Origin of the sequence: Pseudarthrobacter sp. NPDC080039 (assembly GCF_040702335.1) — a bacterium.
Classification (GTDB): Bacteria; Actinomycetota; Actinomycetes; order Actinomycetales; family Micrococcaceae; genus Arthrobacter; species Arthrobacter enclensis_A.
Map to the genome: position 1 here is coordinate 1 of NZ_JBFBKY010000046.1, position 12,055 is coordinate 12,055.

Below are 12,055 nucleotides of genomic sequence, written 5' to 3' on the forward strand. Positions count from 1 at the left end.
ACACCGCGTGCGCCATCTGGAACCGCACCACCGCCACCGCCCGCGGCCTCCAAGGACCCGACGAAACCCGCACCCTTACCCAACTCCGCCCCGACGTCGCAGCATCCCTGCTGCTCGGTGCCGGAACTGCCACCTCTACCGGTGAAAATCCACGCGGGGCTGCAGAAACCCACACCGACATCGGGAGAGTCCCCACCCCCAAGGCCGACGTCCTGGTCACCGTGCCGGTGTTCTCCCTCCTCGGCAGCACCGACGAACCCGCCACGCTCGACGGCTTCGGCCCGATCCCAGCGTCCATGGCCCGCAAACTCGTCGCTGACGGGGCGCATTCGTTCTACCGGGTCCTGGTCGACCCCCGCGACGGAGCACCACTGGAAATCGGCAGGACAAACTACCGGCTCACCGAAACCATCAAACAATGGATCAGGATGCGCGACGCCAAATGCACCTTCCCCGGCTGCACCAACCACACCCCCGACAACGACACCGACCACCTGCACGCCTGGGACCACGGCGGCACCACGAACGTCAGCAACCTGGGACAGCTCTGCCCCAAACACCACCGGCTCAAACACCACAGCCAATGGGCACCAGATCCAGCTACCACGAAAGACCCGCCGGGCTGGACCTCACCTACCGGACGGCACTACAAACCCGAACACCCAGACCCCGAACCACCACACTGGCCGCAATGGCTGGCGCCCGCTGAACTGCAGTCTCGGCAGGCCCAGGGCCTCGATGCCGAACGTCCGGATGCCACCTGCAATGACGTGCTTTGCTTCAATATCCGCTGCCTCGAGGCGGGCCCCGAAGACCTCCCGCCCTGGGAACCAGACGATGACAGATACGTCGGCCTCGACGACATCCCACCCGACGATCCACTCTGGGAGGAGTTTCTCGCAACATCGTTCGCCATGCCGCGGTGATTCCACGCGGCGGAGATTCATAAGGCAGCCGTGTTCGCCCTGGTTCCGTGATCGTCGTGGCAGGCAATCTTCCTGCCGGGTGATCGTCATGGCAGGCGATCTTCCTGCCGGGTGGTCAGTTGCGGCCTGAAATGCGTCCCTAGGCGAAGCCGGCCAGCTCCACGCCGGCGGCCTCAAGACCTTCTCGAACCCGGGCAGCCATCTCCAGTGCGCCGGGGCTGCCGCCCTGCAGTCGCAGGGAGTCCGGCCGTACAGCAACAACGGTTCCGTCCACGGCGACCACTTCGCCTTGCGTCGCCAGGCGGACGGCGCGCTCAACCACCAGGTCGATGTCGTCCAAGACCGCGTTCTCGTCCGTCAGCGTTACCAGGCTGCCGTCGGCGAGGTAGGCGCGGTCGGCGAAAGCCTCGATGAACACGGGGTGTCCCGCTTCTTTGGCCTGGTTGATGAGCTCAGAGCCCGGGAAGCCCAGGATGGGAAGGCCCGGATCGTAGGCATTCACGGCCGCAACCACGGCGGAGGCCTGCTCGCCGTCGTGAACCAGCGCGTCGTAGAGGGCAGCGTGCGGCTTCACGTAGTCCACCGAGGCACCCACGGCGTGCGCAACGCCGTCGAGCGCACCCAACTGGTAAAGCACGTCACCGAACAGCTCATCAAAGCTCATCCCCAGTGGTCGCCGGCCGTAGCCGGCGAGATCGCGGTAGCCGATGTGCGCCCCGACCGTGACGTCCAGTTCGTACGCTGCCCGGCAACTGTCCAGCATGGTGACGGGGTCTCCGGCGTGGAAGCCACAGGCCACGTTGGCACTGGTGACCAGCTGGAGCATTGCGGGGTCACCTCCCGCGGTCCAGGAACCGAAGGATTGGCCTAAGTCAGCGTTGAGATCCAAGTATGTTGCCTTCCAGCGTCAGGTTGTCGGGCCCCGCAGCTGCTGTCAGCTCCCCGGGGATGGTGTCCGGCATTGGCCCGAACGCCTCCCTGGCGTTCCTGGCCACCGCACGGCCCATCACGAGGTTACCGGCTCCGCCCACTACGGCACCTATGCCGAACGGGAGGGCCCTGCCAAACAGGGCTGTTCCCTGTCGCTTGAGCAGATTCTTGAGGAAGGCTTGCTGGATCCTCTTCCGCACACTGCCGAAGCCCGGACCAACCATGGACTTGGACAGCACATTGCTCCAGGTGTTGGTGGCGCTCTCGGACGCCTGGCCGCTGAGCGTGCCGAGCAGTGCCGTGCCCTCCTCGCCGAGCATGATCGCCATGACCATGGTGCCGGCCTTCTCCGGGTTGGTGAGGCGGATGCCATGGAGTTCTGCCAGCGACGTGGCGTACAGCGCCGTTGCTTCCAGGAAACCCACGGTGGCGGCCGCGGAAAGCCCCAGCGACGCGACAGTTCCCACGCCGGGAACGACGGCGGTTGCGCCCACCACGGCACCTCCACCGGCAACAGCCCGCAGGTAGTCGCGCTCTGCAATGTCGGCCAACTGGGCGGCGGTGGCGCGTGGATGCTTCTTCTGGAGCCGCCGGATATAGGCAATCACCAGGGGCCGCTGGATCTGCACCGCCTTCAGGAGCATGTTGTGGACGCCGGGCTTGGGCTTACCGTCGGAGTCGAACATTGCGCTGTGGGCGGTTTCCTGTGCGATGCGGAGTGCGGGGTTGCTGCGCCGGGCCATGGTCACCTTCATTCAAATCGACCTGCAGCGGGTAGGCTGCCGTGCTCTTTCCATCCTATGTGGATAAACACTAAGCATGCTTAACTTTCACGTCCGGGCGGCGCCGCATCCCTGGGCTGTGGCACGCCGCCACAGCCCAAGGATGGGTGGTCAGCGCAGGACCACGGTCCGGTTTCCGGAAAGGATCACGCGGCCCTCGGCGTGCCAGCGCACGGCATTGGTGAGCGCGCGGCACTCAGCGTCCTTGCCCACGCGCACCAGATCCTCCGGCAGGTAGGTGTGGTCCACCTCTATGACCTGCTGGGAAATTATCGGCCCCTCGTCGAGCTCGGAGTTGACGTAGTGCGCGGTGGCACCCACCGTCTTCACGCCCCGCTCGTACGCCTGGTGGTAGGGCTTGGCACCTTTGAAGCTGGGCAGGAAGGAGTGGTGGATGTTGATGGCGCGGCCGTCCAGCTTACGGGTCAGGTCATCGCTGAGCACCTGCATGTACCGGGCCAGCACCACCAGTTCCACGCCATAGGCATCCACCAGTTCAAGCAGCCGCGCCTCAGCCTCCGGCTTGGTGTCAGGGCTGACCGGAATCCGGTGGAACGGGACGCCGTGCCACTCCGCAAGGCCGGCGGCATCCGGATGGTTGGAGACCACCGCGGCAATTTCCACCGGCAGGTCGCCGTCCCGGGCCCGGACCAGCAGGTCGTTCAGGCAGTGGTCGTACTTGGACACCATGACCAGGATCCGCTGACGGCGGCTGCGCGGCTCAAGCCGCCACTGCATCCCCCACTCCCCCGCAACCGGACCAAACCGCTCACGCAGCAACCCGGCGTCGGACTCTTCCCGTGAGGTGAAGTGCACTCGCATGAAGAACTCGCCGGACGCCTTGTCGCCGAACTGTTTGATATCCACGATGTAGCACTCCTGGGACAGGAGGAACCCGGCCACTGACTGGACGATGCCGAGCGAGTCCCGGCACGAGAACGTGAGAATGAACTCCGTGGCAAGGGCGGGGGCGCCACTGACGGGATAACCGGCAGCCAGAGTGCCCGGCAGGACCGCGGCAGTACCAGCCGCCGTCACTTCCTGGCCTGCTCAACCTCGCCGGCGGATGCTTCCACCGTTGCGCGGCCGGCCGCCACCTCGTCATTGCGCAACTCCGCACGGAAGACCTCAAAGCGGGCCAGGTGGGCGGGTCGGCGGCGCAGGACGGCCCATGCCACGCCCAGGATGACGAACCAGATGGGTGTCACCAACAGGGCAACGAAGGTATCCGGCTGGGTGGTCAGGGCCCACAGGACGAAGGCGAAGAACGCGTAGACAATCCACGCTGCGGGGATGCCGCCCGGCATCTTGAACTTGGACGCCGCGTGCAGGTGAGGGCGCCGGCGACGGAACGCGATGTAGCTGGCCAGGATGATCGACCAGACGAAGACGAAACAGACGGCGGACACGGTGGTCACCATTTCGAAGGCCATGCCGACATCCTGGCCGGCGTACATGAGGACGACGCCGGAGAGCAGCAGGACGCAGGACAGGAACAGTGCGTTGCTGGGCACCTTCCTGGAGGACAGTCGGCTGAAGATGCCCGGGGCGTCGCCTTCCTGGGCCAGGCCGAAGACCATGCGCGAGGTGGAGTAGATCCCGGAGTTTGCGGAGGACATGGCCGAGGTGAGGACCACCAGGTTGACCACCGTGGCCGCGGCGCCGAGGCCGGCCAGGGAGAACATTCCGATGAAGGGGCTGTGGCCCGCCGCGAACTGGGTCCATGGGGTGACGGCCATCAGAATGACCAGTGCGCCTACGTAGAAGAGCAGCACGCGGACGGGGATGGCGTTAATGGCCTTGGGCAGCGTGCGTTCCGGGTTCTTGGCCTCGGCGGCGGTGGTGCCCACCAGTTCGATGCCGACGAAGGCGAACACTGCGATCTGGAATCCGGCCACGAAGCCCATGAACTCATTGGGGAAGAACCCGCCGTGGCTCCACAGGTTGGTGAAGCTTGCCGTGCCGGCATCGCTCTGGAAACCGGTGAAGATCATGAAGAGACCCACGATGATCAGCGCAGCGATGGCAATGATCTTGATGAGGGCGAACCAGAATTCGGTCTCGCCGAAGGCCTTGACGGTGGCGAGGTTCAGCAGGAGCAGGATGGCCACAGTGGCGAGGCCCGGGATCCACAGCGGCACTGCCGGCCAGAGTTCGCGGGAGTAGCCGGCGATGGCAATGACGTCCGCGATGCCCGTGATCACCCAGCAGAACCAGTACGTCCACCCAGTGAAGAAGCCGGCCCAGGGGCCCAGGAGGTCCGCGGCGAAGTCGCTGAAGGACTTGTAGTTCAGGTTGCTCAACAGCAACTCGCCCATGGCGCGCATGACGAAGAAGAGCATGAACCCGATGATCATGTACACGAAGATCACGGACGGGCCGGCCGCGGAAATGGTCTTCCCGGAACCCATGAACAGGCCCGTACCAATCGCGCCCCCAATTGCAATGAGCTGGATGTGCCGGTTGGTGAGCTGCCGCTCCAGATGTGGCGGCTCGCTGCGGGATGCCGTGGTGGGGGCGCTGTTTGCTGGTTCGCCGTTGGACGTAGGGGGATGAATCGCCATGAGGAACTCCATCGATAAAGCGGCATTTGGGTGCCGCAAAGATTTGGTTCCTCCCCGCTCTGTAGTGAACCTGAGAGTTTCCGCAGCCCAAGCCGCTTGCACCGTCGGTGAGCCAGGAACTGGCTGCTTTCCAGAGTTGCCTGTCCGCGGCGGTACGGGGGCCTGAGAGTTTCCTGGGGAGGATTTGCTCCTACGGCGCCTGCTGAATGTACCGGCAGGGCTCTCCCGCCGCAGGTCGAAGGCGTGTTCAGTTAGGTTGCGGTCAGCGGCCGCGCCCCGCCGGGGCAACGCTGCCGCGGGCTGCTCCGAATACGCAGAGCCAGCCGGACACGGTGCTGATCACCGGATCAGTGTGGTGCTGGTCACGATCGAATGTCAAACCCCACATGTCCGCCTGCCGCAACGTAGACCCCCAACAGAGGGTCACCGGCCAGGCCGTGGTGGCAAATTTGTTTTCCCTTCAACGAACCTGTACCGTGTGAGCCGAATCACCCACATTTGAATAAGCCTTTCGAGCTGTGACGGGAGAGTCCTCCCGGCATCCACCGGGCAGGCGCCGTAGGAGCAAATCCTCCCCAGGAATCTCTCAGGCCCACGTACCGTCACGGCGAGGCGACTCTGGAAAGCAACCGGGTTCTTCCTGGTTCACCGACGGTGCAAGCGGTCCCCTGCCACCAGCAGGCTACGCGGAATCTCTCAGGTCCAATACAGAGCGGGGAGGAACCCATCCCACGCCGCGCCACCCCAGGCCGGCCAGACCTGGAGTTCCTCTTGACGATTCAATCGCTTCCAACATCGTTTGTTGACCGCCATATCGGCGCGCGCCGCCAGGCCGACGTCGACACCATGCTCAAAGCCGTGGGCTATGACAGCGTGGACGGCCTCGTTGACGTTGCCGTCCCCGCCTCCATCCGCCAGGAATCTGCCCTCCGCCTGCAGGACGCCCTCAGCGAGGTTGAAGTCCTCGCGGAGCTGCGCCGGATTGCCGGCCGGAACAAGACCGCCGTCCAGATGATTGGCCAAGGCTACTACGACACCGTCACTCCCCCGGTGATCCGCCGCAACATCCTGGAATCCCCTGCCTGGTACACCGCCTACACGCCCTACCAGCCGGAGATCTCGCAGGGCCGGCTGGAAGCGCTGCTGAACTTCCAGACCATGGTCCAGGACCTGACGGCCCTCCCCGTGGCCAATGCCTCGCTGCTGGACGAGGCTACCGCCGTGGCTGAGGCCGTGCTGCTGATGCGCCGCGCCAACAAGGACAAGAATGCCAAGGACGGCAAGACCGTCCTGGACAGCGACGTGCTGCCCCAGACCATCGCCATCGTCCAGGGCCGCGCCGAGGCGCTCGGGTTCGAGGTTGAGGTGGCCGACCTGTCCCAGGGACTCCCGGAAGGTGACATCAACGGCATCGTGCTGCAGCAGCCGGGGGTTTCCGGCCGGGTGTGGGACCAGTCCGGCGTCATCGCGGCCGCCAAGGACCGCGGCGCGCTGGTCACCGTAGCTGCCGACCTGCTGGCCCTGACCCTGATTACTCCTCCGGGCGAACAGGGCGCGGACATCGCGGTCGGCTCCGCCCAGCGTTTTGGCGTGCCGTTGTTCTTTGGGGGGCCGCACGCCGCCTACATGGCCGTCCAGAAGGGGATGGAACGCACCCTGCCCGGCAGGATCGTCGGAGTCTCCAAGGACAACGCGGGCACGCCCGCGTACCGCCTGGCGCTGCAGACCCGCGAACAGCACATCCGCCGCGAAAAGGCCACGTCCAACATCTGCACCGCGCAGGCACTCCTGGCCATCGTGTCCTCCTTCTACGCCGTCTACCACGGCCCCGACGGGCTGAAGGCGATCGCCGAGGCCGCCCATCACAAGGCCAGGATCCTGGCCACCGCCCTGACGTCCATGGGCCGCGAACTGGCCAGCGACTCGTTCTTCGATACCCTCACCGTCCGCGTTCCGGGCAAGGCGGCCAAAGTGATCACCGCAGCAGAGGCCCGCGGCATCAACCTGCGCTTCATCGACCAGGACACCGTGGGTGTCTCCATCGATGAGACGACGACGGCGGCAACACTGTCCGCTGTCGCCGTCGCCTTTGGTGCAGGTCCGGTGGGCGACGCCCAAGGCTTCGAACTGCCCGAGGCCGTGCTCCGCACGTCCGCGTACCTGGAACACCCGGTGTTCAATACGCACCGGTCCGAAACCCAGCTGCTGCGCTACATCCGCCGCCTCTCTGACCGGGACCTGGCGCTGGACCGCACCATGATCCCGCTGGGCTCCTGCACCATGAAGCTGAACGCCACCGCCGAGATGGAAGCCATTTCCTGGCCCGAGTTCGCCTCCATCCACCCGTTCGCCCCGGATTCGCAGACCGAGGGCTGGCGCGAACTCATCGCCGGACTGGAAGCGGATCTCGCGGAGATCACCGGTTACGACCAGGTGTCCATCCAGCCCAACGCCGGCTCGCAGGGCGAACTGGCCGGGCTGCTGGCGATCCGCGGCTACCACCACTCCCGCGGCGAGCAGCAGCGCAACGTCTGCCTGATCCCGGCCTCGGCGCATGGCACCAACGCCGCCTCCGCGGTGCTGGCGGGCATGAAGGTCGTCGTCGTGGCCACGGCTGCTGACGGCACCATCGATCACGATGACCTGACGGCCAAGATCGAGGCGAACAAGGACGTCCTGTCCTGCATCATGATCACCTACCCCTCCACCCACGGTGTGTACGACGGCGACGTCCGCGACGTCTGCGACGCCATCCACGCCGCCGGCGGACAGGTGTACGTGGACGGGGCGAACCTGAACGCGCTGGTGGGCCTGGCCCAGCCGGGCAAGTTCGGCGGCGACGTGTCCCACTTGAACCTGCATAAGACCTTCTGCATCCCGCACGGCGGCGGCGGACCCGGCGTCGGCCCGGTCGCTGCCAAGGCGCACCTGGCACCGTTCATGCCGGGCGATGCCAACAAGGCCGCCCATGAAGCTGGACATGGGGTGGCGATCTCGGCGTCCCGGTTCGGTTCCGCCGGTGTGCTGCCGATCTCCTGGGCGTACGTGAAGCTGATGGGCGGCGAGGGCCTGACCGAGGCCACCAAGTCGGCGCTGCTGGCCGCCAACTACGTGGCCTCCCGGCTGAATGAGTTCTACCCGGTCCTGTACACCGGCGAGGGTGGCCTGGTGGCGCACGAGTGCATCCTGGACCTGCGCGAACTCACCGCCAAGACCGGTGTCACCGCCGAGGACGTGGCCAAGCGCCTCATTGACTTCGGCTTCCACGCTCCCACCCTCGCGTTCCCGGTGGCCGGGACCCTGATGGTGGAGCCCACTGAATCTGAGGACCTGGCAGAGATCGACCGGTTCATCGAGGCCATGATCACCATCCACGCCGAGATCGAGCAGGTGGCTGCCGGCGACTTCACCCTGGAGGCCTCGCCGGTGCGCAACGCACCGCACACGGCGGCCGCCGTCGTCAGCTCCGACTGGGACCGCGCCTACCCGCGCGAGCAGGCCGCCTTCCCGGTTGCCTCGCTGCGGCAGGACAAGTACTTCCCGCGCGTGGGACGCATCGACGGTGCGGCCGGCGACCGCAACCTCATCTGCTCCTGCCCGCCGCTCTCCGAATTTGAAAACTAGAAGGACCTCCAATGACTGAGAACTACACTGCCCTTTACGAGCAGCACAAGAAAGCCGGGGCCTCCTTTACGGACTTTGGCGGGTGGCAGATGCCGCTGAAGTACAGCTCCGAACTGGCCGAACACCACGCCGTCCGCAACGCTGCCGGGCTGTTCGACCTCTCCCACATGGGCGAGGTCTGGGTGACCGGCCCTGACGCTGCCGCGTTCCTCGACTACGCCCTGACCGGCAAACTGTCCGCGGTCGCCGTCGGCAAGGCCAAGTACTCGCTCATCTGCGACGCAGACGGCGGCATCATCGACGACCTCATCACCTACCGCAGGGCAGACGACAAGTTCCTTGTGGTGCCCAACGCGGGCAACGCGAAGGTCGTGGCCCGGGCGCTGGCCCAACGCGCCGCCAACTTTGACGTGACCGTGGAGGATGCGTCCGCCCAGACCTCCCTCATCGCGGTCCAGGGCCCTAACGCTGAGGCCATCCTGCTGAAGCTGGTTCCGGCAGATCAGCACGCCCTGGTGACGGAACTGAAGTACTACGCCGCCGTCGAAGTAGGCATCAGCTTCGGCGGTACCGTCCGGGACCTGCTGGTGGCGCGCACCGGATACACCGGTGAGGACGGGTTCGAAATCTACGTCCCCAACCTGGACGCGCCCGCCCTCTGGGAGGCGCTGCTGGAAGCCGGTGAAGACTCGGGCCTGGTTCCCGCGGGCCTCGCGTGCCGCGACTCGCTCCGTCTCGAGGCGGGGATGCCGCTCTACGGCAACGAACTTTCCCGCCAAGGCAACCCCTACGCCGCAGGCCTGGGCCCGGTGGTCTCGCTGGCAAAGGAAAGCGACTTCGTGGGCAAGGAAGCCCTGGGCGCCCTCAAAACTGCCGGCGTCGGAGCCACCATCGGGCAAAAGCTCGTCGGCCTCAAGGGGACCGGCCGCCGGGCCGCCCGCGGCCACTACCCCGTCCTCAAGGACGGCGCCCTGGTGGGTGAAGTGACTTCGGGGCAGCCCTCGCCCACCCTCGGCTACCCGGTCGCGATGGCCTACGTCGACGTCGAATTCGCCGAACCGGGCACCGTCCTGGACGTGGACCTGCGCGGCAAGCCCGAAAGCTTCGAAGTCGTAGCCCTCCCGTTCTACAAACGAACCCGCTAAGGCCCGCACGGTCACCCCCGGCACCGCCGGCCCTCGACGCCCCATCACCTTTTGCGCGTCTTGGGCCGACGCCCCATCACTTTTCAACACCCAAACCTAAGGAACAATCATGAGCAAAGTCGTAGCTGAACTGAAGTACTCCGCCGAGCACGAATGGGTTGCTGTCGACGGATCCGGTCCTGCGGGAATCGGGATTTCCGCCGTTGCCGCCGACGCCCTGGGCGACATCGTGTACGTGGACCTACCCGAGGTCGGTTCCACCGTGACCGCCGGCGAGACCTGCGGTGAGGTGGAATCCACCAAGTCCGTGTCGGACCTCTACGCACCCGTCACCGGTGAAGTCGTGGAAATCAATGACGGAGTGGTGTCTGACCCGGCCCTGATCAACAGCGACCCCTACGGCGCCGGCTGGCTGTTCAAAGTGGCCGTCACCGAGGAAGGCCCCCTGCTTTCCGCTGAAGAATACGCAGCAGCAAACGGCGGCGAACTGTGAACGCTGCAGCAGCCGGCACCGTAGCTTTCAAGCAGGTGGTCTCCCCGAGCCTGAACGCGGAGCTTTCAGCCTTGGACCCCGAGATCGCGGCAAAGATCGACGACGAACTGGGCCGCCAGCGCGATGGCCTGGAGATGATCGCCTCCGAAAACCACACGGCCGCCGCCGTTATGCAGGCGCAGGGCTCAGTCCTGACCAACAAATACGCCGAGGGCTACCCGGGCAAGCGCTACTACGGCGGCTGCGAACACGTGGACGTCATCGAGCAGCTCGCCATCGACCGGGTGAAGGCGCTGTTCGGCGCCGAATACGCCAACGTCCAGCCGCACTCCGGCGCCCAGGCCAACGCCTCGGTGATGCACGCGCTGATCAAGCCCGGCGACACCATCATGGGCCTGAACCTGGCCCACGGCGGCCACCTGACCCATGGCATGCGGATCAACTTCTCGGGCAAGCTCTACAACGTGGTCCCCTACCAGGTCCGCGAAGACACCCACACCATCGACATGGCCGAAGTGGACCGTCTGGCGCAGGAACACAAGCCGCAGCTCATCGTGGCTGGCTGGTCCGCCTACGCCCGGCAGCTGGACTTCGCGGAGTTCCGCCGGATCGCCGACTCCGTGGGCGCGTACCTCATGGTGGACATGGCGCACTTCGCCGGGCTGGTGGCCGCGGGCCTGCACCCCTCCCCGGTGCCGCACGCCCACGTCACCACCTCCACCACGCACAAGACCCTCGCCGGTCCGCGCGGCGGCATCATCCTGTCCAACGACGCCGACATCGCCAAGAAGATCAACTCCGCAGTGTTCCCGGGTCAGCAGGGCGGTCCGCTGGAGCACGTCATCGCGGGCAAGGCCGTGGCGTTCAAGATCGCCGCGTCCGAGGAGTTCCGCGAGCGGCAGGAACGGGTGCTGGCCGGTGCCCTCATCCTTGCCGAGCGCCTGATCCAGCCCGACGTCACGGCCAAGGGCGTCAGCGTGGTCTCCGGCGGCACCGACGTGCACCTGGTCCTGGTGGACCTGCGCAACTGTGAACTCGACGGGCAACAGGCCGAAGACCGGCTCGCTGCGATCGACATCACCGTCAACCGCAACGCCGTCCCCTTCGACCCGCGTCCGCCCATGGTCACCTCCGGCCTGCGCATCGGCACCCCAGCCCTGGCCACCCGCGGCTTCGGCGAGGACGCCTTCCGCGAGGTGGCGGACATCATCGCCGAGGCATTGATTGCCGACGCCGGCGCAGACCTTTCCGGCCTGCGTCACCGCGTCGAGGTCCTGGCGTCGGCGCATCCGCTGTATCCAGGCCTGTAGTCACCTTCGGGACCGGCGGAGTGGGCGGGGCATCCGGCAGCGTGCGTCTAAGGGAGCGGCACGTCCGCGCAGCGGGCGTCTTCGCGACCGAGCACGCAGAGGATGTCCTGTCCGCTCCACCCCGACCACACTGTTTTAGTTAGGAACCTCGTCATGGCTGTTGGCGTATTCGACCTTTTTTCTATAGGTATTGGTCCGTCGTCTTCTCATACTGTGGGGCCGATGCGGGCTGCTGCTGTGTTCGCGGAGGAGCTCAAGAGTTTCGGCGTCCTGGGTGGGGT

The 12,055-nt window shown here is 65.9% G+C and carries 10 protein-coding genes and 2 riboswitches; of the genes, 6 read left to right on the plus strand and 4 right to left on the minus strand.

The genetic code is table 11. The features are described 5' to 3' along the window. Positions 1 to 926 (plus strand): HNH endonuclease signature motif containing protein (locus AB0313_RS21440; protein ID WP_366308286.1); only part of this gene is annotated, 926 nt, incomplete at its 5' end. A gap of 139 nt (positions 927 to 1,065) precedes the next feature. Here AB0313_RS21440 and AB0313_RS21445 read toward each other — a convergent pair. The 4 genes from AB0313_RS21445 to AB0313_RS21460 form a co-directional block, all read right to left on the minus strand. After that, entirely contained in the window at positions 1,066 to 1,815 is a 750-nt protein-coding gene (locus tag AB0313_RS21445) for a 5-oxoprolinase subunit PxpA (RefSeq protein WP_366308288.1), read from the minus strand. Continuing rightward, entirely contained in the window at positions 1,799 to 2,599 is an 801-nt protein-coding gene (locus AB0313_RS21450) for a hypothetical protein (RefSeq protein WP_307312280.1), read from the minus strand. Before AB0313_RS21450 ends, AB0313_RS21445 begins: the two co-directional genes overlap by 17 nt. A gap of 150 nt (positions 2,600 to 2,749) precedes the next feature. Beyond that, positions 2,750 to 3,637, minus strand: a complete 888-nt coding sequence (gene purU, locus AB0313_RS21455; protein ID WP_366308298.1) for a formyltetrahydrofolate deformylase — start codon at positions 3,635 to 3,637, stop codon at positions 2,750 to 2,752. A gap of 35 nt (positions 3,638 to 3,672) precedes the next feature. Next, positions 3,673 to 5,202: an amino acid permease gene (locus tag AB0313_RS21460; protein ID WP_366308290.1), complete on the minus strand. Its 1,530-nt coding sequence runs from the start codon at positions 5,200 to 5,202 to the stop codon at positions 3,673 to 3,675. A 140-nt stretch (positions 5,203 to 5,342) separates the two neighbouring features. After that, a riboswitch (glycine riboswitch) is annotated at positions 5,343 to 5,440 on the minus strand. A gap of 274 nt (positions 5,441 to 5,714) precedes the next feature. Further along, positions 5,715 to 5,814: riboswitch (glycine riboswitch) on the plus strand. A gap of 159 nt (positions 5,815 to 5,973) precedes the next feature. Here AB0313_RS21460 and gcvP point away from each other — a divergent pair. The 5 genes from gcvP to AB0313_RS21485 all read left to right on the plus strand — a co-directional run. Then, entirely contained in the window at positions 5,974 to 8,826 is a 2,853-nt protein-coding gene (gene gcvP / locus AB0313_RS21465) for an aminomethyl-transferring glycine dehydrogenase (protein ID WP_366308292.1), read from the plus strand. Positions 8,827 to 8,837: 11 nt separating this feature from the next. Further along, positions 8,838 to 9,971: a glycine cleavage system aminomethyltransferase GcvT gene (gene gcvT, locus AB0313_RS21470; protein WP_366308294.1), complete on the plus strand. Its 1,134-nt coding sequence runs from the start codon at positions 8,838 to 8,840 to the stop codon at positions 9,969 to 9,971. A 109-nt stretch (positions 9,972 to 10,080) separates the two neighbouring features. After that, a complete protein-coding gene (gene gcvH / locus AB0313_RS21475; protein WP_141944173.1) occupies positions 10,081 to 10,464 on the plus strand; it encodes a glycine cleavage system protein GcvH in 384 nt (127 codons plus the stop codon). Then, positions 10,461 to 11,774 carry a serine hydroxymethyltransferase gene (gene glyA, locus AB0313_RS21480; protein WP_366308296.1) on the plus strand — a complete coding sequence of 438 codons (1,314 nt, stop codon included), beginning with the start codon at positions 10,461 to 10,463 and terminating at the stop codon, positions 11,772 to 11,774. Before gcvH ends, glyA begins: the two co-directional genes overlap by 4 nt. Before the next feature lie 153 nt (positions 11,775 to 11,927). Continuing rightward, on the plus strand, positions 11,928 to 12,055 hold a 128-nt coding region (locus tag AB0313_RS21485; RefSeq protein ID WP_366306917.1), incomplete at its 3' end, for a serine dehydratase beta chain.